The following is a 23,115-nucleotide window of genomic DNA, read 5'->3' as shown; positions in this document are numbered from 1 at the left end:
GACGTGGACAGAACAGAAAAACCAGCAAACCACACCAGCCTGGCACCAGATTATTAGCGGTCCAAAAGATTGGTTTTGGCCAAATCCAACACATTGTGCATTTGACCATCCATCACCGCCCTTAACCCCCACAGCCCAAAACCTTTGACTTGCTCTAGACCAATGGTAGGAGGTAGCACCAACTCCTGCTTCGCCGTTACTACATCTAGCAAAGCAGGCCCCTCGTGCTGTAGAACTTCTTCTATCGCTGCAGGAAGATCATCAGGATGCTCTACGCGCACCCCATGAATGCCTACGGCACGAGCCACAGCAGAAAAATCTGGATTATCCAGATCAACCCCTGTATTCACAAAGCCAGCCGCTTTCATTTCCAGTGCCACAAAACCCAGCACACCGTTATTGAAAACTACTACTTTCACCGGAATATTGTGTTGTTTCAGGCTGATTAAATCCCCCATCAGCATGGACAAGCCACCGTCTCCCGAAAATGTAATTACTTGACGCTCTGGCAATGCATGCTTGATACCCAAAGCTTGGGGCATCGCATTGGCCATTGAGCCGTGTGTTAATGAGCCCACTAAACGGCGTTTGCCATTCATTTTCAGATAGCGGGCAGCCCACACAGTCGCCGTACCCACGTCGGCAGTAAAAATCGCATCTTCAGATGCTTTTTCACTCAACATACGTGCTAAATACTGCGGGTGTATGACGCCATGCTTACCTGGCTGCGCCAACTCATCTAAGCCTTTACGGGCTTCTTGATAATGTTTGCGTGCGGAATCCAGGAAACTATTGTCTGTACGTGCTTTAAGCTTAGGTAGCAGGCGCTGAATGGTCAGTTTGACGTCGCCCACCACACCCAACTCCAACTTCGCACGTCTACCCAGATTTTCTGGGCGTATATCAACTTGCACCACTTTAACGTGGCTAGGCAGGAATTGTTTATAGGGAAAATCGGTGCCCAACATTAGCAAGGTGTCGCAGGCGTGCATAGCAGCATAGCCAGACGAGAAACCGATGAAACCAGTCATCCCTACATCGTAAGGGTTGTCGTATTCCACATGCTCTTTACCACCCAAGGCATGAACCATAGGGCTTTTTAGTGCATCAGCCAGTTTCAGTAATTCATCGTGTGCACCAGCACAACCACGGCCCGTAAACAAGGCAACGCGGCCAGAGTTATTCAACAACTCTGCCAAAGCATCAATTTGGGCCGCTGCAGGCTGTACTTCAGGTACAGGAGGAATCAAACCCAAATGTGGAGTTACTGTGCTCACTGGCGACGCCGCCAACGCCACGTCACCCGGCAAAACGATAACAGCCACCCCTTTTTGGCCTACCGCTGCGCGAATAGCGTTATCCAATACGTAAGGCAACTGTTTAGGATCTGAGACCATTTCGCAGTAGTGACTGCACTCTTGGAACAGATTTTGTGGATGCGTTTCTTGGAAGTATCCGCTGCCAATTTCCGCAGAGGGAATGTGTGCTGCAATCGCCAACACCGGTGTACGGCTACGGTGTGCATCAAACAAACCGTTGATCAAGTGCAAGTTACCTGGCCCGCACGACCCCGCACACACAGCCAACTCACCGGTTACTTGTGATTCGCCACTGGCCGCAAATGCCGCTACCTCTTCGTGACGCACACCTACCCATTCCAACTCAGGGCGTTGACGGATGGACTCAGTCACCCCGTTCAAGCTATCCCCCACCACGCCATAAATGCGCTTCACCCCAGCTTCAATTAGGGTTTCGGTCAACAAGTCGGCAACATTCTTAATCTTCATGGAGGACTTCCTTAAATATTTTCCAGTTTCAATACAGCAGCCGTTTCGGCACGAATGGCTTTACATGCAGCAGCATCCACTTTCAGGTCAATACCGTAGGTAGGGATAATGCTCTTCAGTTTGTTCAGCCACCCATCAGGAGTCAGCTTGTCAGCGAAACACTTCTGCAGAATCTCCAAGGAAATAAACGCTGCTGTTGACGCACCTGGAGACGCTCCCAGCAAAGCTGCAATAGAGCTATCCGATGCTGTGATCAACTCAGTACCGAACTCCAGCATGCCGCCATCGTGGTGATGCGTGGGCTTAATAATCTGAACGCGCTGACCCGCTACCGCTTTGGTCCACTGGTGTGGGCGTACTTCAGGATAGAATTCGCGCAGCATTTCAAATTGGTGTGCTTCACTTTGCAGCACTTGAGACACCAAGTACTCGCACAGTTGCCAGTTATCTTTGGCCACATCCAACATAGGCACTACGTTGCCTGGACGTACGGACTTTGCCAAATCCAGCAAAGAACCATGTTTCAGGAAGCGTGAAGAAAAGCCCGCGTAAGGCCCGAACAAAATGGATTTTTTGCCACCGATAATACGTGTATCCAAATGCGGTACTGACATAGGTGGCGAACCGTGCGGTGCTTTACCGTAGACTTTAGCGTGATGACGCTCGCTGACGTCATCGACGTCGCAACGCAACCAAATACCGCTAACAGGGAAACCACCGTAACCGTGCCCTTCAGGAATACCGGATTTTTGCAGCAGCTCTAATGCACCGCCACCCGCACCGATAAACACAAACTTAGCCGTCACCGATTGTTTTTCACCACTGTGTGCATTGCGCACATCTACCTGCCACTTACCATCTGCTGCACGCTTCAAATCGTGCACACGGCTGAGGTAGTTCACCGAAACACCAGTTTCTTGGGCTAGGCTTTTAAACAAAATGTGCGTCAACGCACCATAGTCAACGTCAGACCCCGTAATAATGCGCGTCGCCGCAATAGGCTCGCTAGGATCACGGCCCTCCATCACCAGCGGTACCCATTCAGCAATTTGTTTAGGGTCTTCGCTGTACTCCATGCCGTGATAACAATGGTGCGCTGACATTTGTTTGAAACGTTCGCGCAAGTACTTCACGTTATCGTCACCCCACACAAAGCTCATGTGTGGGCAAGGATGAATAAAGGCACGTGGGTCAGGAATGGATCCTTTGCGGATCAGGTATGTCCACAACTGGCGGGACAAATCGAATTCAGTATTAACTTCCAAGGCTTTGGAAATGTCCACGCTGCCATCTGGGCGCTGGGGTGTGTAATTCATTTCGCAGTTGGCCGCATGACCTGTACCTGCGTTATTCCACCCATCAGAACTTTCTTGTGCGCAGTCTTCCAGCGCTTCCAGTACAACAATGTTCAGTGAGGGTTCTAGCTCTTTTAGCAATGTTCCCAGCGTGGCACTCATGATGCCCGCGCCAATCATCACTATATCGGCATTAGCGGGCAAGCGTTGATTCGTCATAACTACTCCTGTTCAGCAACTTCTTATTTAGCAGGTACAAACGGTACGGTCTCACCCAACGGGAGAATCACGTACGCACGACGCCACGGATCGTTATTTAATAAGCGCCACTTATGACCACCGCCTACGGTGTCTTCGGCTAACAATACGTCGCCAGGGCTTAATTGAAAGCACTCTCCTGTGCGGGTTTCAAACTCCAGCACACCACTGAGGGTCAGCACATATTGGCGAGCGGGTGCGGTATGCCAGTCAAAGCTACCGCCTTCGCTAGTTTCCCTAAACGAAATGCTCACTGCATTCGTCGGTACGCCCACCAAATCTCCACGTTCGCCGCCGGGCAAGTCTATGAAACCTTCTTCGATTTTTGATTGACCATGCTCATCTGTTGAGAGCCTTACACAACGAATCATCTTTTCCCCTTGAGCTTAAATTTCCCATCAGATTTTGGTGCAATTTAAATCATAATCCACTTATGAAAAATAAAACCAAAACTATTGAAATGGGATCCAGAAAAACCACTACTTAACCCTATATTAAATACTTCTTTACAATTGTTTTACCCAGTAACAGAGGAATATGATCAAGTATTTATTTTTTACCAAACCAGAAAGTTATAATTAATTTTTTCCGTAAAAAAGAAACCCAACTTTTTATTGCATAAATATTTCTTTTCTTTATTTAACAAACTCGTTTGGAATAGGATCATAAAAATATGTTAGTGCACACCATTTTGGAGGCGTTAGGCCCAATCACACTGGGCATAGCGGTTGGTTGGGGATGCGGGAAAACAGGTTTTGTAAAACAAGACTACTCGCAGGCTTTTGCTGATTACGTAGTAAAAATCGCCCTGCCCTTGGCACTATTTTTGGCGGCTCTTAGTTCATCGCCAAAAAATATTCTGAATATTGATTACGCACTCGCATTAGCGGTAGGTTTAGTTGTTACCTACATATTGGGCTACATTGCTGGCCGCGTGATGTTCAAACACAACAAGGCCGATGCCACCATGCAAGCGCTGGCAGTGTCGTTCCCTGATATGGCGTACTGCGGGCCACCAGTGCTGATCGCTGCAGTGGGTTCATCCGGCTTGATCGCCATGGTAATTGGTAACCTGATTTACACCGTTCTGATTCTGCCGTTGGCATTGGCCTTGTTAGGTGGCGGTGCTGCGGGCACCAGCCCTGCCAAAGCCTTAGCAAAAGCGGTATCCCAACCCTTAGTCATCCTGCCTATCTTAGGCGCGGTACTGGCCGTGTGCGGTGTGCGTTTGCCCGAAATCCTTAGCTCCTCCATTAACGAGCTGGGTAAAACGGCGGGCGGTGTAGCGCTGTTCTTCTTGGGTTTATTTATTTCGAAATCCAAGTTCTCGCTGAACAAAGAGATTATCTTTAACGTGGTGGTAAAGAACATCGTACAAGCGCTTTTAATTCTTGGGGTAGGGATTGCCCTAGGATTACGCGGAGAACTATTAGCCTCGGCATTTTTGATTGGGGTTATTCCTACCGCTACTGCCGTTCCTGCATTAGCCGTTGGCAATAAAGCATATATGGATGAATCGGCTTCTACTGTTGTAATTAGTACTTTTTGTGCCCTAATTTCTATTCCAGCGGGTTTAGCGGTAGTTTCCACTTTCTACCCGTAATTTCCATTTAAAATCTTTTATCCTCTCCCATCATGTAACAACTACATGATGGGATTTTTTATGCTTGTACGTGGACGGATGGCGCTTCCTCTACATCAGTGTGAACGTCTAAATGGCACATGCAATACAACATGCGCGAACAGGCCTATCACCAGTCCCCAAAACGCCCCACCTATGCCCAAGAATTGAATGTTGGCAGCTGCAGCTAAAAAGGTGATGAGCGATGCTTCCCGTGTTTTAGGTTCCGCCAACGCACTGGCCAAACTACCGCCAATGGTACCCAATAACGCCAACCCAGCTAATGTCGTAATGAAGGTAGCTGGCAAGGCCATGAATACGGCAGCCAACGTCACACCAAACACACCCACCAATATATAGAAAATACCGGCAGCCACCCCTGCTATCCAGCGTTTAGAAGGGTTCTCGTGTGCTTCTGGCCCTGTACAGATGGCGGCAGTAATGGCAGCCAGATTAAAAGCGTGCGAACCAAATGGAGCCATCAGCAACGAACCAAAGCCGGTCATGCTGACTATAGGGCTAGCCTTGGTGTGATAACCATCATTACGCAATACCAACATACCCGGCATGTATTGCCCCGTCAGCGTGATCAAAAAGAGTGGCAAGGCCACACTTAACAGTGCATTGACCGAGAAAGCAGGCATTGTGAATACGGGCGTCGCAAACTGCAGGCTTACTCCTTGCAGTTCTACCCTATCCAGCACAAACAACAAACCTAGCCCTAGCACCAACAACCCCACCACCGCATACCGTGCTGTAAACCGCTTCAGAAGCACATAAGCGACGACCAAAGTGCCCACTAGCCATGGGTCCACACTCATGCCGCCAAAGGCTTGTATGCCGAACTGCAGCAAAATACCCGCCAACAAACCCGCCGCAATACCAGGCGGAATCCAGCGTATCAATCGCTCGAACCAGCCTGACAAGCCCAACAGCACAAACAAGGCAGCAGAGATCACATAGGCGCCTACTGCCTGCTCATAAGGGGTAGTAGCTAGAGCCGTCACCAAGAAGGCCGCAGCAGGCGTAGACCACGCTGTGATAACCGGTACTTTGGTGCGCCAACTTAGGACTAGACCCGTCACCCCCACCCCTATAGATACTGACCACACCCAAGACGCTGTGAGCTCAGGGCTTAAGCCAGCCACCTTGGCGGCTTGAAACACCAAAATAAAGGTACCCCCATAGTTCACCAACACGGAAATCAAACCGGCTACCACTGGATGTACCCAGTCGCGCCAAGAAAAAGAGGAAGAATATGTCGCGGTAGACATGTGTAGCTCCAGCACCTATAAGAATAAAAACAGCAGAGCTTCTTTTATAACGACATAATGGTCTACTTTGATCTACCACTTTTTAATACATAGCCAGACCATTTAGCACTCACACAGCCAAAAAAAAGCACCCCGTCAGGGGTGCAAACTTGTTGTGGCAAGGGATTGCTTAATCGCGCTTGTCCTGAGCAAAGGCTAGTGCTTCGTTCAACAGTGACTTGATTAAGGGTTGCACATTCACGGCAACTTCTTCTTGATACTCAAACGGCCACTTTTCTTCCATGTAGCAACACTGCGCCATTTCCAGTTGTACCGCGTGGATATTTCTGGCTGGGTTGCCATAGTTTCTGGTGATATAACCACCTTTAAAGCGGCCATTCAGAACACTGCTATAGCGTTCATCTTGCTGCGCTACACGCAGCAAGCGTTGTGCTAATTCTGGATCACAACTAGCACCATCAGCTGTACCAAAGTTCAGGTCGGGTAATTTTCCTTCAAAGAACCTAGGCACAATAGAGCGAATAGAATGCGCATCCCACAGCACTACACGACCAAACTGGGCATGCAAACGCTCAAGTTCTTGCTGCAATTGCTGGTGATAAGGGCGCCAAATCGCTTCGCGTCGTGCAGCAACTTCTGCATCGTTTGGCTCGGCACCTGGCTGATACAACGGCTCATCACCAAAAGTATCCAACGGGCATAAGCCAGTAACGCTTTGCCCCGGATACAAACTGGCGTTATCGGGCGGACGGTTCTGGTCCACCACATAACGGGAGTACTTAGCAATTAGGATGGAAGCGCCCAACTCACGGGCACATGCGTATAAGCGTGGCAAATGCCAGTCAGTGTCTTGCAGCTGACGGGCTTCCGGACTCATGCGCGCCAACACGTCGTCTGGCACATACGTGCCCACGTGCGGCATGGAAATCAGCAAAGGGCTAGTCCCTGCATGAAACTCAAAAACGGCATTGGTTGCTTCAGTCATCCTTTACTCCACTATCTGTTTACTGCTGAATTGGGTACAAATCACCACGGCGGTGATCCCAAGCAGGCAACGACTCACGCAGACGGGCTACACGAGCAGGATCAATGTCTGCACAGATATAGCCAGACTGATCTGGCATACATGCCAGAACGGTGCCCCAAGGATCAATAATCATGCTGCGGCCTAAACATGGCATGGCTGGGCCTGGCCCACCAATTTGTGCTGCGGCCAACACGTAACACTGATTTTCGATTGCACGGGCGCGCAACAACACTTCCCAATGATCTCTGCCAGTATGTACATTGAAAGCAGCAGGAACCACCAACACGTTCGCACCACGCGCACGAAGCGTACGGAAAAGCTCTGCAAAACGCATGTCGTAGCAAATACTCAAACCTAAATTTAGATCACCGATTTGTACGTTTTGCAGATGCTCGCCGTGACAAAACTCGTCCGATTCACGATACGTCACGCCATTAACCACAGCGTCATACAAGTGCATTTTTCTATAGGTAGCAGCAATGCTGCCATCTGGCGAAAACACTACACTGGTGTTACCTAGACGTTGGCCATCAGCACCTTTTTCGTGCATAGACCCCAACTGTATCCACGCACCTGTTTGACGTGCCAATGCAGCGAAACGTTCTGTGACCATGCCAGGAATAGGTGTTGCCTGCGCACTCACCCACTCTTTGTCACCGCGCACATCACTGTACTCTGGTGTAATGATCAACTTGGCACCGTCGTTGGCTGCCGCCAGCACCCAACGCTCTAGCTCAACCAGATTGGCCTCACGATCTCGCCCACTATCGACCTGAACCAGTGCGACGCGTGTTGTTGTCATGGCTATTCCTTATTTTTAGACCCGGCTCAATCCTGCAAGCCGGGTAATTCATCATTACTACAATCTCAGGCTCTAAGTACATCAGCCACGGTTGCTGCCAATTTGGACAACACAGCTGCACCTTCACCACCATACAAGGTGGAACTGGTACGCGCATCCGTAAAACCATCAGCCAACACAGCCAATACCACACTGCGTTTGCCTACGGTCATGATGCCCGCATCGTGACGTAAACCTGGCAAAGAACCTGTTTTATGAGCCAACTCTACGTCGGCAGGCAATATAGCGGCAAAGTGGCCACGCTCGCGCTGATCAGCCAACATTTGCAAACCTTCCTGACGCAGGGCCTCTGGCAACACAGGCGACTGCAGCAAGTACAACAAGGTCGTGCACGCATCGGCAGCACTGGTCCAGTTATCTTTGCCTTGTGCACGTGCTTGCGCATCCATCATGTGACGTTGCAGCTCGGTGTACGCCAAGCCAGCTTGTCGGCACCACTGATTAATTCGATCCATACCCAAAACATCGATCAGGGCATTGGTCGCGACGTTATCGCTCAGCACAATCATCAAGTGCGCCAGTTCGCGCAGGCTTAACGCTTGCACGCCAGGTAATTGACTCAAAATGCCTGTACCACCTGCACGATTGCTGTCAGGCAAAGCGCGAACATCGTCCAAGCTCACACGCCCTTTGGCCACTTCTTCCAGCAAACAAAGCAACATGGGTACCTTGATTAAGCTGGCAGACGGCATCGCGCGCTGTACATGCCAATCAAACAGGCTAACGCCATCCAGAGTCCGCACCGCCATAGAAATGCGTGCAGGCTCTTTTTCCAACAATGGTGTCAGGCTACTCTCTAGTTGCAGACGTACTTCCTGCACATCCAGTGTTTCGCTACCCAAAGTAAACATCGTTACGCCTCGCTTCTTACTCTAGAATCATGAACAAGCCAGCGAACATCAACAAGTTGATCGCCATGACTGCCCAACCGTTATAGAGCATGTATTTAAGTTGTGTGGATCGTGCCAAGCCCATCTGACCAAACATGTCAGACGATGGGAAAGGACCAAACCAGTCAATCTGAGAACTACCCAAAATCACCGCAGTAGTGGCTGCTGGGCCTACGCCGGCTGCTGCCAACACAGGGCCAAAGATTTTGGCGGTAAAGGTCATCTGCGCCACGGCTGCACCGGGGATGTGACCAATCACGTTAAAGCCCACAATAATCATACATAGTGCAGCACCACTCACACCGATCAGGTACGGCTGAACAGCATCCAACAACGCGTGGTACGCATTCAACTGATCTACCAGCACTAACACAGGGTTAAACAGCCAGAACAGGAAGAAAATCCAGATCAGCTTGCCTGCACCTTTGTACATAGCTTCCAAAATTTCACGTGGGTTCAAGCCGCCGGCCAAACCGGTTACTGCACCCAACGACACCATCACGATAATCGCAAACGCAAAACCCGCTTTCGCCAACACACCTACTACAGCCAATGTGATGATGGTCAAGCAGAAACCCCATGCTGCGCGAACAGCTTTAGGAGAAGCCTTAGCATTGATATCAAATGCTGCTGCACCTTTTGCTGCCTCTTCGTATTGGAAGTCGTCTGCTGTCATTTTCTGGATGCGACCAGACATGAACCAACCAGTCAGCAATGTGGCAGCCGCCATAGGCAGACCAGCAACCATCAAGTAGTCGCCGTAGCTCAAGCCAGTCAAACCAGTCACCGTCACAACGTTAGGGGTAAATGGCCCCAACACCAGACCAGCGGAACCCGCGCTCTGGAACAATGCCGCTACTGCAGGTGGAGACAAACGCACCGCTGCAGCGATAGGGATCACCACAGCCGCAATAATGGCGTTACCACCAGCTAACGTACCCAGAGCACCACAGATCAGCGTAGACGCGACCATGATCCCCAAACGTACACGCACTGGGTTAGACAAACCAATACGCTTCACAATGGCGCGCACCAGCTGTTCCGCAGCACCTGTTCGGGCGGCTACTTCACCTACCCCAGCGCCCAAAACAATGATCAAACCCACTACGGCAATAAATGAACCCAGTGAGTCAGCCAGCAATTTACCCATCGCAATGGGCGTGGTGCTGGTCATAATAGCGCCCAGCACAATCGCACCGATGGTCGCCAATACGATGTCAACACCCAGCAAGGCGATGACAGCAAACACGACTACTGGCGTCAAACCCCACAAGGAAGTTTCACCAGGCATGTAGAAGTGTGTGTACAGAGCTATTGCTAGCCCCAGTATGTACACCAGCATCGCGGCATTGCGCTTGCCAGTGGGTTGTTGCGTGAAGGTCATGGGGTCTCCTTAACTGTCCTTCGGGAGCGGCTTGTTAATCTGTACCGTTCCTATTGTGATGCTGACAGTCATGATCACGCGTGTAAAAACATCACAGATCATGACTAGATAATGAAATTAGAACGATGGCGATGAACTGCCTTGTTCCACACTTTTTGCTTTGGCGGCAAAGGCCCGGTTCAACACCTGACCAGGTCGTTGTGCTGGCGCCTGAGGAAATACCTGTACGCCATTCACAAATACAGCTTCCACACCCTCTGAAGGCAGTGTTGGCTGCTCCCAGGTTGCGCAGTCTGTGACGGTTTCCGGATCGAAAACCACCACATCGGCCCACGCACCCTCTTGAAGTACGCCACGGTCTTTCAGGCCAAATACCGATGCGGGTAAGGCTGTCATTTTGGCGACAGCTTGTTCCAACGGCATCAATCCAGCTTCACGCACATAAGGTCCTAAAATGCGTGTAAAGCTCCCCCACAAACGTGGGTGCGGCTGCGCATCTGCTGGTAAACCGTCAGAACCCACCATGCAGCATGGATGACTGAAAATACGGTGTACTTCGGACTCATCCATTGCAAAATAGATAGCACCGGCAGGCAGCAATTTACGGGCAGCCGTTTCACGGTCGCATCCCCACTGCTCTGCAACGTCGGACAAATCCATGCCGTTGCACTCAGGGTGTGGTTCTGACCAAGTGATACGAATACGATCAATAGTGTGGGCGCGCTCAGGAATCAAGATGGTGGAACTGCCCGAGTACGGGTAGATATCCAACGTAGCTTCCATGCCTTCGGCACGTGCACGATCAATGTTCGCCAGCGTATGGCGACTACGGCCCCAGTTAGCGGGCAACATGCATTTATGGTGGGACACCAAGGTGGCACACTGGCTGTCTCTACCTACAGACAATACCTCTTCAACAGACTCTTCTACGGTATCGCCTTCATTACGAATATGGCTGGTATGCAAAGAACCATGCTTAGCTGCAACCGCCGCTAACCCTTCCAATTCACTAGGTTGAGCCATGCAACCAGGTTCATACGCCAAACCGGTACTAAAACCTACAGCACCACTCGTCAAAGCGTTATCCAGCAAACGCTCCATCGCTTGTTGTTCTTCTTCTGTGGGCGTTGCCATAGGATCAGCCATCACCGCCATACGCAAGTTGGCGTGACCTACCAACGCCGCAACGTTGATCATAGGGCTAAGCTTTTGTACGGCTTGTGTGTAGTCCGTCATGCTGTCAAACAGCGGAGAATCGCCCAACAGGGCCAACGCCGCAGCATGGTTACCTGGCAACGGTGCAGGAAATGCACTCACGCCGCAATTACCTACGACTACCGAGGTAATACCTTGGCTGGTTTTCCAATCTAGAGCGGGCTTCTCGATAAACATCAAATCATCGTGACCATGTGTATCAATAAACCCAGGTGCTACGACTTTTGCAGTAGCATCAATTGTGGTGTCAGCTGTCCAGTCACTCAAATCACCTAGAGCCACTACACGCCCGGCACGAATACCCACATCACCTTGTTGGCGCGGGGTAGCGGTTCCATCAATAATCCAACCATTTGCGATTTTGACGTCTAACCGGCGGTCGTCCTGTTGCATTCTTTACTCCTGAGACCTCCCCAAATAACGGGAGTTTGGCGTATTATCCAAAAGGATTATTGATATGAAAAATTGTTTAAGTTAATCGATCAATCACAAATTGAGATGAATAGACTTCCCAAACACATCACGTTAAAGCACTTGAATGCCTTTGTTGCCGTAGCCCAAGAGGCGAGTTTCACACGGGCGGCACGCCGTTTATTCCAAACTCAGTCGTCGGTTACGGGGCTCATTCAGCAGCTAGAAACAGCCCTAGAAATACCCCTTTTTATACGCACAAGCCGTAGGGTAGTACTTTCCCCTATTGGCAAAGAGTTTTTACCTAGAATTACACGTCTTTTGGCTGATTTCGATGGCGCTATTGATGACGTGATGCGCTACGGGGCCTTGAAAAGCGGACGTGTCAGCGTATCGGCCGCCCCATCAGCCATTACCGATTTGATCGCACCAGCTGCTGCTGTGTTTTCAGAACACTACCCTGGCGTACGTTTGTACTTACGTGATGCCAACTCGGGGCCTATTCAGCGTCAAGTTGTAGCGGGTGAAGTGGATTTTGGCTTAACCAGTAGATGGGCGGATATGCATGGTTTGGAAAGTGAGCCGCTACTGGAGGATCAGTTCGGCGTGCTCTACCGTACTGATGACACACATATACACCCTGATGCGCGTAACAGTGTCGGTTGGAAAACCCTGCAAAACCGTAAGCTAGTAGGTGTGATTGATGAAACCGGAATTATGGCCGTGCTGCAATCTAGGCCCGATCTGCCAATCGAAGTCTCTGCCCCTTTCTACGAAGCCTCTAGTACTACCTCGCAAGCTGCTATCGTACAAAGCGGTTTAGCCATTGCCCTCATGCCCTCGTTAGCGGCTCAGCGTGTATTGGTTCCTGGCTTGTCATTTTCATTATTGCGATCACCCAAACTGGTGCGTACCTTGTGCCTGATGTTTCCCCAAGACCATGCCCCTACTCCGGCGGCTACGGCATTGGCTGATGAAATACGCCGCTATGTGAAACAAGCAGAGCTGCCTGCTGGCTGCAAAGTGCTCTAAATACCGTACATCACCGCCAGCCAAAGTCTAGGCCAAAACACAAAGGGGAGCGATTTCTACGCCCCTCTCTCTATATATAGAGAGTAGTCATGCCGTGTTCTACAGCACTACGGCAACCATAACCTTAGTCTTCTTTAAAGACCAATACGGCCTCTACCTCTGCTTCGCCGTAGTGATGACTTCATCGCAGGCTGACATCATTTACAGCGCCAACCCCAACTGCCAGTAATGTAAGAGATCGTTAAGCAAACTTGCCATCACAGCGCTATGGACTGACAATGCAAGTCTACGTTTCGCGAAACTCTCGCTTTGCCTCGCTGAAAAAGGAAAGACTATGAAGAAAAAATTTGCGCTAACTGCTGGTTTTGTTGCCATGATGGGCTTGGCAGCTTGCTCTAGCTCCCCTTCTGCTAACACTGACTCTGCACAGCAATCTTCGATGACCACCGAAACGACACTTCAAGCCTACAACTGGACGTTGGAATCTGTAGCGGCGAAAGGGCAAAAACCACAAGCTGCTCCTGCTGGCATCAACGGCTCCCCCATTGTGCTGCATTTTGCGGACAACCAAGTCTCGGTAGAAGGGCTATGTAACTTGATGAATGGTGGCTACAACGTCAACGGTTCACATATTTCCGTTAGCAACCCTGCCTCCACCATGAAAATGTGCTCGGACCAAAAACTGATGAGTTTTGAGCATGAAGTTGGCCAACTTTTGCCTACAGTTAGCCAATGGGCAATTAACGCTAACGATGCCAACCCCACACTGACACTCACCTTTACTGATGGCGCCAAATGGCTGATGCAAGGTGAACCTACTCCTGAAACGCTATACGGCGGTGAGCCTGAGCGTATTTTCTTGGAAGTCGCACCACAGCGCGAAGCATGCTCGCATGCCATGATCCCGAACTACCAATGCTTGAAAGTGCGTGAAATCACGTATGACAGTAACGGTATCAAAACCAAAACAGGCGACTGGGGCTATTACTACGGTGATATTCAAGGCTACGAACACCAACCCGGTATTCGTAATGTCTTGCGCATCAACCGCTACACACGCCAAAACGTGCCTGCTGATGCGTCCAAATATGTAGATATTCTGGATATGGTGGTTGAAAGCGAACAAACCAAGCAGCTCTAATCTATAGCTAGCACTTGCTACAAAAAAGTCCGTATGGTGATTCATACGGACTTTTTTATGCCTACTCGTAATACTGATGTGCATCCAGTCATCGCATGCATCGTGTTCTAGCGTGCTGCCCTACCACGCGCTTAGGGCTCCAGCCACAACACCACAACCTAGCACCACTAACCACGGCGGCAATTTCCAATACATCAATGCCACCAAGGCCAGCAGAGCGAATGCAAAATCATAGGGAGTATGTATAGCGCTGGTCCATACAGGATCGTAAAACGCGGCCACTAACAAACCCACTACAGCCGCATTAACAGCCATCAACGCAGCTTGAGCAGCCGTGCTGCGTCGCCATTTTTCCCAAAATGGTAATGCGCCAACAATCAGCAAAAATGACGGAATAAAAATAGAGATAAGTGCGATCACGCCACCTAACCAACCATTCATCGCTGCGCCCAAAAAGGCGGCAAAGGTGAACAATGGTCCAGGCACAGCTTGAGTTGCCCCATAGCCAGCCACGAAAGTTTCGTTGCTTAGCCAACCAGTAGAGACCACTTCGGTTTGCAGCAAGGGCAGCACCACGTGGCCGCCCCCAAACACCAGCGATCCAGCTCTATAAAATGCGTCTACTAGCATCAAGAATGGTGTGGTAGGCCAGAGCCACGCCAACAACGGCAAGCCCAGTAATAGCACAAGAAATAGAAGTAGCCACGCACCACCAGCGCGTGGTGTGATCCCCAACGGCAGCACATCAGGCACAGAACGCGACAACGGCTTGCACACCCACAGCCCCAGTACTGCGGCCACAGCAATGATCGCTACTTGTATAAAAGCGAAGGGCAACCATAACGCCACACAACTGGACGCCACCATGATCGTGATACGTAATGCACCTGCGCATAATGTGCGCGCCATACCCCACACTGCTTGGGCTACCACGGCTACCGCCACAATTTTCAAGCCATGTAATACCCCTGCTGGCACCACATGCCCAAACTGAGTGAGCCCTATGGCAAACAGAATTAAGACCAATGCCGAGGGCAACGTAAAACCCAACCACGCAGCCAATGCTCCTGCATAGCCTGCTCTGCTCAACCCTATAGCCATGCCCACTTGGCTACTAGCAGGGCCGGGTAAGAATTGGCATAACGCCACCAGATCCACATAGCTGCGCTCACTTAGCCAACGCCGTTTGCCTACAAACTCAGCATGAAAATAACCCAAATGCGCTACTGGCCCGCCAAAAGAGGTGAGCCCCAGTCGTAGAAAAGCCCAGAACACTACCCACGCACTTTTATCAACCTCTGAGGCATACGCCATGACCGCATCCTAATTTAATAACAGCCGCATACTACTGGAAATTCATGACGTTCTTGCGCTGTGATACCCCGCTATTGACGCCATGCCCACAGCATCAGCAACACCGGTGTACCTACTACTGCTCCCACTATGACAAACAGAGGCCCATACAATAGAGCACTCATAGGAATCCACGAGAAGCACACGCCTATGCCCTCATTCAGGCAACTAAACTCTGGCCCTTGAAATACGCTAACCACAGGCAAAAACAAACCTGCCACCACCACACTGAGGGCTACAGCAACAAGTAAGGCCAGCAAGGTACGTACTAGAGTTTGCATAAGAGGAAGTGAAATCACATCGTGATAAAGGAGAAACGGCATCGCCTTTAACAACCACACCGTTGACTACACGTCGCCATTGTAAAGCAATGACTTCTTCGGCAAACGTAGCGCGTTGTGATCAACGTTTTATCATACTGATGGCAACTAGCGCAGCGACCAATGCAATCACTGTCGCTACGTAGCTAATGTATTGCACCCCAAAAGCAGGAATCACGAGTCCTCCTATCATCGCCCCCAAACCCGTACCTGCGTTCGCCGCAGACACATTGAGAGTACCAGCCAAGGCTTGTGCATGCGATGCGGCCTTCATCACCCTCACCTGACAGATAGGAAATAGTGCCGTGTAGGCAATCCCCCATATTGCTAATGCCCCCGCCAACCCTACGCATGAAGACACCATAGACACACTACTTAGCATTCCTAGCCCCAGCACGACCACGCAGACTATGGTAGCGCCCAGAGGGTTGTGATCCACATAACGCCCACCCAACCAGTTTCCTACCAAACCTACCGCACCAAAGCCCATTAGCCACCATCCTACGTGTACAGCATCAACCTTAGCGATAGTTTCCAGAAAATCAGCTAAATAGGTATAGGCCGTGAACATGGCGGTAAACACGAGTACCGACAATAAGATTTGCAGCAAAAACCGTTTGTCCTGCAAGATACGCAGTTGCTCTGTCATACGTAATCTAGCGGGTTGTGCCACCCTAGGCATGAAAACAGCTAAGGCAATCGCCATGACTAGCGATAATCCAGACAACAACCAAAAAGTGCTGCGCCATCCAAAATGGGTAGCCGCTACAGTGCCTAGCGGAATACCGAACAGTAACGCCGCCGAAATACCTAAGTACACACGCGATACGGCCTGACCTGCTTTTTTAGGCCCTACAATTTGGCCGGCTGTCTCACTCGCTGTCCCCCAAAATACAGGTAAGACCAAAGCGGGAATGAATCTGGCCAGCGCTAACACCCAGATAGATGTTGCCATTGCCGCCAATGCATTCGCCGCCGCAAATACCAGCAGAATCATCACAAATAATCGTTTGCGCTCTACGTGCGATAACCATGCCGTTAGCAATGGCCCACACAGCATTACCGTGAATGCAAATAGCGTCACCAACTGCCCTGCCATCGCTATAGATACCTGCAGATCACGTGCCAAGGCCGGTAATAAACCGACGATCACATACTCTGTAGTCACAATCACAAAAGCCGCGATCGCTAACAGTGCAATAGACAAAGTGTTTCTTTCTGTAGGCTCCGCCACGTTGCCTGCCACATACGCCGACATTTCACTTACTCCATGAAGCATTTACCATGGAGCTCAGTCTATTTAAGAATTAAAATCCTATCCCAGATATAAATTCTTATTATTTTTGAATATTAATCACCAATTAAGGCATGCGCGATGAACCAAACAGAGCGCCTTAAAGGCATAGAGCATTTTGTGGTCACGGCCGATGCTGGCAGCTTTACCGCAGCGGCAGATCAACTGCATCTCACTAGTTCTGCAGTCAGTAAAAGCGTAGCGCGTTTAGAAAGCCGTCTGGGCATACGTTTATTTGAACGTACCACTAGACGGTTATCACTTACGGATGCCGGCGCAGCGTTCTACACCACCTGCCAACGGGTGTTGCGTGAGCTAAAAGAAGCTGAGTCTGTCTTGGCCAGCCACCATCATGAACCAACTGGTCGCTTGCGCTTAGACGCCCCTGCCACCTTTGGGCGTCTACATGTATGGCCAGCGGTGTTGGCATTTGCTAAACAATACCCTCACCTACGACCACAGGTCTCATTCACTGACCGGTTCTCTGACTTGCACGATGACAACATAGACATCGCTGTGCGCATAGGCGGCCCCGAACAATGGCCAGAATCCATTGGGCATCATTACCTAGGTAAAGAGCGCCTAGTATTCTGTGCCTCACCCCACCACATCGCCACCCACGGCACACCGAACACTCTCGCCGACCTACTCACACACGACGCTGTGTTGTATGGCAAAGCAGATGGCAGCACCAGCCCGTGGCTACTGGCTCATAGCACGGGCAATGTAGAACGCCGCTTTAGGGAAGGTCGTATCGTCGTTGCCAATGGCGAGGCACAAGTCGAAGCCGTCAAAGCAGGTTTAGGTATAGCCCAACTTGCCACGTGGCTCATCAAAGACGAACTCGCTCGTGGAGAGCTTGTTACCCTACTGCCCGAACTGGCCACCGACGGCTTAGCACTGCACCTGCTGTGGCCCATAGGACGACAATTGCAGCCCAAGGTACATGCCCTACTCTGCATGTTTATGAATGAACTCAGCGTAGCGTGATATTCATAAAGTAGGTATACTGGTCTACCTACTTTTTACGTTTATGATGATGAGCACTCTCTCTACCGCCAAAAAAGAAAGCGCACGCGACAAATTACTGAATGCAGCCGCGACCTTGTTTTACAACGAGGGAATTGCCGCTACGGGCATTGATGCCATTGTCAAAAAAGCCGATGTCGCCAAAAAAAGTCTCTATAACAATTTCGCGTCAAAAGCCGACCTCATCGCGGCGTACATAGAGAATCGCCATGCAGAGTGGCTGTCGCTGTATGCCACGCGCTTACAACAGGCCACCACACCTGCGGAACGCGTATTGGCCGTTTTTGATGCCTATACCGATCATGCTGAGGATGCGTATGAACGGGGCTTTAGAGGCTGCGGCCTGTTAAATGCCGCCGCCGAGTTTCCGGCTGGTGACAACGCTAGAGTAGCGGTGCGCGCCCACAAAGAAGAAGTAGAAGCCTTATTGCAGCAGCACGTGTCTGAGCTATTACCTGAGCAGCCTGAGCGTAGCACTGCGTTAGCACAACACCTCGCCTTCATACTGGAAGGTGCCATGGTACGTGCGGGTTTAGAAGGTCATAGTGCCCGCTCAGCACAAGCCAGAGCCATCGCTACTGCCCTGTTAGAAAACGCGTAATCGCACCTACAGATACCTAGCTGCTGTATCCCTGACAGCACCCCACTTTATTCTTTTACCGCTCACAGCCTTAGCGCTGGTTTTTACCCTTGGAGCCCACCGGCATGAACACCATTACTTGGGATGATTTTGAAAAAGTAGAACTGCGCGTAGGCCGCATTATCCAAGCCGACACCTTTCCCGAGGCTCGCCGCCCTGCATATAAACTGGTAGTGGATTTTGGCCCTGAGATTGGACAACGTAAATCCAGCGCGCAAATCACAGATCTCTACACGCTAGACGAGTTAGTAGGTAAACATGTGGTGGCAGTGGTGAATTTCCCACCTAAACAAATAGGCCCCATCATGTCTGAATGCTTGGTCACAGGTTTCCCTGATGAACAAGGTCGCGTGGTGCTGTGCACGCCTGACAAAGCAGTACCACTGGGTGGCAAACTGTACTAATCACACTACCGAAGTAGAGGGGCTTGCCCCTCTACTGACTATCGGTGTAAGCCACGCCCTAACGCGTGAAACGCTGCCTCTTGTAAGGCTTCGCCCAATGAGGGGTGTGCATGTATGGTGCCAGCAATATCTTCTAGACGGCTTTGCATTTCTAGCGATAGGCCAAAGGTGCTGACCAACTCAGCTACCCCTTCCCCCACGGCTTGCCAGCCCAGAATGGCGTGATTGTCGCGTCTAGCAACCACACGTACAAAACCGGTTGAGGCTTCCATCGTCATCGCTCTGCCGTTTGCCGCAAAGAGGAAAATACCCGTGATGCAATCAATGCCCAAAGCCGTTGCCTGCTCTGGCGTGATACCCGCCGTGACAATTTCAGGATCAGTAAAACATACGGCAGGAATGCTAGCTGGCATAAAGTGGCGATTTTTACCCGCAATCACATCCACAGCCACCTCAGCCTGAGCCATCGCCCTATGCGCCAACATAGGCTCACCAGTGACATCACCAATTGCCCATACCTGATGCATAGAGGTACGGCATTGATCGTCTACACGTATGGCCTTGCCATTCATCGCCAACTGCAAGCTTTCTAGCCCAAAGCCTTTGGTAAACGGGTGTCTACCTACCGCCACTAGCACCTTATCAAACTGCCCTCTGCCCTCAGCGCTGTCTGGCCCTGTCCAGCTTAGGGTATTGGTTTGTGCCTCAAACCCTTTAACTGAACACGACAACTGCAATTGCACACCTAACGCTTTCAGACTGGCCTCTACCGGTTTCACCAAGTCTGCATCGTAGCCTGGCAATAGTCTATTGCTGGCCTCGACAATCGTGACCTGACTACCCAAACGGGCGTAGGCCATTCCCAACTCTAAGCCTATATATCCGGCACCAATCACTGCAAAACGCGTAGGGACCTGCGCCAAAGACAAGGCTTGAGTGGACGACAACACGTCACCACCAAACGGTAAATGCGGTAACGCCACAGCTTGTGAGCCCGTTGCCAACATCAAGTGCTCACACTGCACGCGCATTAGCCCTTCGCTGTGCTCTACCTCTACAGTTTTGCCATCCAAGATACAAGCCCAACCTTGAATTAGCTCTACACCCGCTTTTCGCAGCAATCCGTTTACGCCCGACGTAAGCTTACTCACCATGGCATCTTTCCATGCCACCGTTTGCCCCAAATCAATGCTAGGCGCTGCAGTAGTAATACCTAAGGGCGACGTCTTTTGACCGTAGCGGGTAGCACGATGGAATTCTGCCGATGCATGGATCAATGCTTTAGAGGGAATGCACCCTACATTCAAACATGTGCCCCCTACGCCACTGCCTTCCACCAATACTGTGGCAATACCCTGTTGGGCGGCCCGTAAAGCGGCGACATAGCCGCCTGGACCACCACCAACAATCAGCAATGTCGTGCTTTTTTGTAGCGTCATAGTGCCTCCACAAACAATAAGGCTGGGCACTCTATTAGGCTGCGTATACGTTGAATAAACAGTGCAGCATCCATACCATCAACCACTCGGTGATCAAAGGACGATGACAGATTCATCATTTTTCGCACCACTATCGCGCCATCTTTAACAACCGGACGTTCTACGATGCGGTTCACACCCACAATCGCTACCTCTGGATGGTTAATGACGGGGGTAGCCATAATGCCGCCCAACGGCCCCAAGCTAGTCAGCGTAATGGTAGAGCCTGATAGTTCGTCGCGTGCTGCACGCCCTTCTCTGGCCACTCGTGCTAACCGCACAGTTTCTTGCGAAGCCTGCCACAAATCCAACTGATCAACATGGCGCACTACCGGCACCATCAACCCCGTTTCAGTTTGCGTGGCAACCCCCATGTGTACGGCACCATAACGATGGATGATTTCAGCCTCATCGTCATAACGGGCATTCATTTGCGGAAACTCTCGAAGCGCGACTACCATCGCCCGCATGATGAATGGCAATAGTGTTAGCTTGCCTTTGTCTTCCCCATACTCGTGATTCAGCTTGGTTCGTAGGTTTTCTAGCTCGGTCACGTCTAATTCTTCCACATAGGTGAAGTGCGGAATGCGCCGTTTAGCTTCCTGCATTTTTTGAGCGATTTTTCTACGTAACCCAATAACTGGAATGTCGTCTATACGTTCGTCATCGTGCAATAAGGGCTGGCTATGCGCATGTACACCGCTACTCGCTGCAGACGACTGCTGCATGTAGGCATCTAAATCTTGGTGTGTAATCTGCCCTACTGGCCCGGTGGCAGGTACATATTGCAATTCAATGCCCAGTTCCCACGCTCGTTGGCGTACGGCTGGCGATGCCAAAGGCTTAGCGCCATCCTGTCTCGCTGCTCCAACTGGTGCTGACACTGTACGTGCAGCTTTGGGAGGGCTGCTGACTGGTGGCGTTGTCTTGGCTGGTGCCACAGCGGCGGTTGTTGAAGGTGCTGGCTGTGTGGTGGTGGAAGCGACTGATACAGCAGCCACTGCTGGTGCCGAAGTAGGTGCATCCGTCGCTACCGATTGTGCTGCACTGGCAGGTACTGGGGTAGGTGCTGCCGAAGCCGTCGCACTCACGTTGCCTGCTCCTTCCACCTCTAAGCGTATAAGCTCAGACCCTACCGCCATCACTTCACCTATCTCGCCCCCCAGCGCGACCACCACCCCACTCACCGGAGACGGTACTTCTACTGTGGCTTTATCGGTCATCACATCAGCCAGGATTTGGTCTTCAACCACGGTATCACCCGCTTTGACATGCCAACCCACCAACTCAACTTCTGCAATGCCCTCGCCTATGTCTGGCATTTTAATGACATGTATACCCATTATTGACCTCCTGTGTGGCATTGTCTGGCGGTAGGCAAACTACCTAATACGCGTTTGTAAGCGTCGTGTACACGTTGAGGGCTAGGGAAATAATGCCACTCGTGCAAGTGCGGGTAAGGTACATCCCACCCCGCCACGCGCTCTATGGGCGCTTCCAGATGATAGAAACAATGCTCTTGCACCAAGGTTGCCAACTCAGCCCCAAACCCGCTGGTTTGCGTAGCCTCGTGCACAATCACACATCGACCGGTTTTACGTACCGACTCGGTAATGGCATCTAAATCGACTGGCCACAAAGTGCGTAAATCGAGGATTTCAGCATCAATACCTGCCGCGTTCGCCGCCTCTAAAGCCACATGCACCATCGTGCCGTAGGTTAAAACCGTCAAGGCTTCGCCGGGTCGCACAATGGCGGCTTTATCCAAAGGAATACTGTAATAACCCGCTGGCACTTTGCCTTTTTCATGCTTGGACCACGGCACGATAGGTCTATCGTGATGACCATCAAAAGGACCGTTATACAAACGTTTGGGCTCCAAGAAAATAATAGGGTCGTTATTTTCTATGGATGCAATCAACAACCCTTTGGCATCGTAAGGGTTACTTGGCATTACCGTACGTATACCGCTTACATGGGTAAAGAACGCCTCTGGGCTTTGGCTGTGCGTTTGGCCACCAAAAATCCCGCCCCCGCACGGCATGCGTATGGTTAACGGTGCTGTAAACTCACCCGCCGATCTATAGCGCAAACGAGCCGCTTCCGACACGATTTGATCAGTAGCTGGGTAAAAATAGTCAGCAAACTGAATTTCTACCACGGGGCGCAAACCATAAGCCCCCATCCCTACTGCCGCTCCTACAATGCCGCTTTCAGAGATAGGGGCATCAAACACGCGGTTTTTACCATATTTAGCCTGCAAGCCTTCAGTACAGCGAAATACGCCACCGAAATAGCCCACGTCCTGCCCAAAAACCACCACATTATTGTCGCGCTCTAGCATGACGTCCATGGCTGAGCGCAACGCTTGGATCATGGTCATATCGACCAGATCATGTT

At 50.8% G+C, this 23,115-nt stretch carries 21 protein-coding genes; 6 read left to right on the top strand and 15 right to left on the bottom strand.

The features are described from left to right. Positions 1–53: 53 nt before the first annotated feature. Genes poxB through ACLO87_RS06635 form a run of 3 tightly spaced genes read right to left on the bottom strand, consistent with a single transcriptional unit; the run spans position 54 to position 3,711 of the window. Entirely contained in the window at positions 54–1,787 is a 1,734-nt protein-coding gene (gene poxB, locus ACLO87_RS06645; protein ID WP_430223132.1) for a ubiquinone-dependent pyruvate dehydrogenase, read from the bottom strand. A gap of 11 nt (positions 1,788–1,798) precedes the next feature. After that, positions 1,799–3,301 carry a malate dehydrogenase (quinone) gene (gene mqo, locus ACLO87_RS06640; protein ID WP_430223131.1) on the bottom strand — a complete coding sequence of 501 codons (1,503 nt, stop codon included), beginning with the start codon at positions 3,299–3,301 and terminating at the stop codon, positions 1,799–1,801. A gap of 23 nt (positions 3,302–3,324) precedes the next feature. After that, the gene (locus ACLO87_RS06635) at positions 3,325–3,711 is read right to left on the bottom strand and encodes a cupin domain-containing protein (RefSeq protein ID WP_135866221.1); all 387 of its coding nucleotides are present in this window, start codon (positions 3,709–3,711) and stop codon (positions 3,325–3,327) included. A gap of 302 nt (positions 3,712–4,013) precedes the next feature. Here ACLO87_RS06635 and ACLO87_RS06630 point away from each other — a divergent pair, with 302 nt between their 5' ends. Next, positions 4,014–4,943 (top strand): AEC family transporter, encoded by a 930-nt coding sequence (locus ACLO87_RS06630; RefSeq protein WP_135864602.1) that lies wholly within the window; start codon positions 4,014–4,016, stop codon positions 4,941–4,943. 95 nt (positions 4,944–5,038) lie between these two features. Here ACLO87_RS06630 and ACLO87_RS06625 read toward each other — a convergent pair whose 3' ends face one another. The 6 genes from ACLO87_RS06625 to ACLO87_RS06600 form a co-directional block, all read right to left on the bottom strand. After that, positions 5,039–6,235 carry a benzoate/H(+) symporter BenE family transporter gene (locus tag ACLO87_RS06625; RefSeq protein ID WP_135864604.1) on the bottom strand — a complete coding sequence of 399 codons (1,197 nt, stop codon included), beginning with the start codon at positions 6,233–6,235 and terminating at the stop codon, positions 5,039–5,041. Positions 6,236–6,404: 169 nt separating this feature from the next. Next, positions 6,405–7,220 carry an N-formylglutamate deformylase gene (gene hutG / locus ACLO87_RS06620; RefSeq protein ID WP_135864606.1) on the bottom strand — a complete coding sequence of 272 codons (816 nt, stop codon included), beginning with the start codon at positions 7,218–7,220 and terminating at the stop codon, positions 6,405–6,407. 19 nt (positions 7,221–7,239) lie between these two features. Further along, a complete protein-coding gene (locus ACLO87_RS06615; protein ID WP_135864608.1) occupies positions 7,240–8,064 on the bottom strand; it encodes a carbon-nitrogen hydrolase family protein in 825 nt (274 codons plus the stop codon). A 65-nt stretch (positions 8,065–8,129) separates the two neighbouring features. After that, positions 8,130–8,975: a serine hydrolase gene (locus ACLO87_RS06610; RefSeq protein ID WP_135864610.1), complete on the bottom strand. Its 846-nt coding sequence runs from the start codon at positions 8,973–8,975 to the stop codon at positions 8,130–8,132. A 16-nt stretch (positions 8,976–8,991) separates the two neighbouring features. Continuing rightward, entirely contained in the window at positions 8,992–10,398 is a 1,407-nt protein-coding gene (locus tag ACLO87_RS06605) for a gluconate:proton symporter (protein ID WP_135864612.1), read from the bottom strand. Between the two features lie 117 nt (positions 10,399–10,515). After that, on the bottom strand, positions 10,516–12,006 hold the full coding sequence (locus ACLO87_RS06600; RefSeq protein WP_135864614.1) for an N-acyl-D-amino-acid deacylase family protein: 1,491 nt from the start codon (positions 12,004–12,006) through the stop codon (positions 10,516–10,518). Between the two features lie 105 nt (positions 12,007–12,111). On the opposite strand from ACLO87_RS06600, the gene ACLO87_RS06595 reads away from it, so the two are divergent. Together ACLO87_RS06595 and ACLO87_RS06590 are read left to right on the top strand one after the other, a co-directional pair. Next, positions 12,112–13,056 (top strand): LysR family transcriptional regulator, encoded by a 945-nt coding sequence (locus ACLO87_RS06595; RefSeq protein WP_135864615.1) that lies wholly within the window; start codon positions 12,112–12,114, stop codon positions 13,054–13,056. A 334-nt stretch (positions 13,057–13,390) separates the two neighbouring features. Then, positions 13,391–14,197: an META domain-containing protein gene (locus ACLO87_RS06590; RefSeq protein ID WP_430223130.1), complete on the top strand. Its 807-nt coding sequence runs from the start codon at positions 13,391–13,393 to the stop codon at positions 14,195–14,197. Positions 14,198–14,317: 120 nt separating this feature from the next. On the opposite strand, the gene chrA is transcribed toward ACLO87_RS06590, so the two are convergent. The 3 genes from chrA to ACLO87_RS06575 form a co-directional block, all read right to left on the bottom strand. Beyond that, a complete protein-coding gene (chrA, locus tag ACLO87_RS06585) occupies positions 14,318–15,511 on the bottom strand; it encodes a chromate efflux transporter (protein ID WP_430223129.1) in 1,194 nt (397 codons plus the stop codon). Between the two features lie 71 nt (positions 15,512–15,582). Then, on the bottom strand, positions 15,583–15,831 hold the full coding sequence (locus ACLO87_RS06580; RefSeq protein ID WP_135864621.1) for a hypothetical protein: 249 nt from the start codon (positions 15,829–15,831) through the stop codon (positions 15,583–15,585). A gap of 121 nt (positions 15,832–15,952) precedes the next feature. After that, positions 15,953–17,128 (bottom strand): MFS transporter, encoded by a 1,176-nt coding sequence (locus tag ACLO87_RS06575; RefSeq protein WP_430223128.1) that lies wholly within the window; start codon positions 17,126–17,128, stop codon positions 15,953–15,955. Positions 17,129–17,245: 117 nt separating this feature from the next. Here ACLO87_RS06575 and ACLO87_RS06570 point away from each other — a divergent pair, with 117 nt between their 5' ends. The 3 genes from ACLO87_RS06570 to ACLO87_RS06560 all read left to right on the top strand — a co-directional run bounded on the left by ACLO87_RS06570 (position 17,246) and on the right by ACLO87_RS06560 (position 19,237). Further along, positions 17,246–18,154, top strand: a complete 909-nt coding sequence (locus ACLO87_RS06570; RefSeq protein WP_430223127.1) for a LysR family transcriptional regulator — start codon at positions 17,246–17,248, stop codon at positions 18,152–18,154. Between the two features lie 49 nt (positions 18,155–18,203). After that, positions 18,204–18,794: a TetR/AcrR family transcriptional regulator gene (locus ACLO87_RS06565; RefSeq protein WP_430223126.1), complete on the top strand. Its 591-nt coding sequence runs from the start codon at positions 18,204–18,206 to the stop codon at positions 18,792–18,794. 104 nt (positions 18,795–18,898) lie between these two features. Continuing rightward, a complete protein-coding gene (locus ACLO87_RS06560) occupies positions 18,899–19,237 on the top strand; it encodes a tRNA-binding protein (protein ID WP_135866766.1) in 339 nt (112 codons plus the stop codon). 38 nt (positions 19,238–19,275) lie between these two features. On the opposite strand, the gene lpdA is transcribed toward ACLO87_RS06560, so the two are convergent. The 3 genes from lpdA to ACLO87_RS06545 are packed head-to-tail and all read right to left on the bottom strand — an operon-like array spanning position 19,276 to position 23,098. Then, complete coding sequence (gene lpdA / locus ACLO87_RS06555; RefSeq protein ID WP_430223125.1) at positions 19,276–20,676, bottom strand: dihydrolipoyl dehydrogenase; 1,401 nt, start codon at positions 20,674–20,676, stop codon at positions 19,276–19,278. Then, positions 20,673–22,058 (bottom strand): dihydrolipoamide acetyltransferase family protein, encoded by a 1,386-nt coding sequence (locus tag ACLO87_RS06550; RefSeq protein WP_430223124.1) that lies wholly within the window; start codon positions 22,056–22,058, stop codon positions 20,673–20,675. The genes lpdA and ACLO87_RS06550 overlap by 4 nt, the downstream gene beginning before the upstream one ends. After that, the gene (locus ACLO87_RS06545; protein WP_430223732.1) at positions 22,058–23,098 is read right to left on the bottom strand and encodes an alpha-ketoacid dehydrogenase subunit beta; all 1,041 of its coding nucleotides are present in this window, start codon (positions 23,096–23,098) and stop codon (positions 22,058–22,060) included. The genes ACLO87_RS06550 and ACLO87_RS06545 overlap by 1 nt, the downstream gene beginning before the upstream one ends. Between the last annotated feature and the right edge of the window lie 17 nt (positions 23,099–23,115).

This window comes from Paenalcaligenes sp. Me52 (assembly GCF_050487965.1).
Classification (GTDB): Bacteria; Pseudomonadota; Gammaproteobacteria; order Burkholderiales; family Burkholderiaceae_B; genus Paenalcaligenes.
Note: the sequence above shows the minus strand (reverse complement) of the source record. Positions and strands in the feature narration are given on the sequence as shown.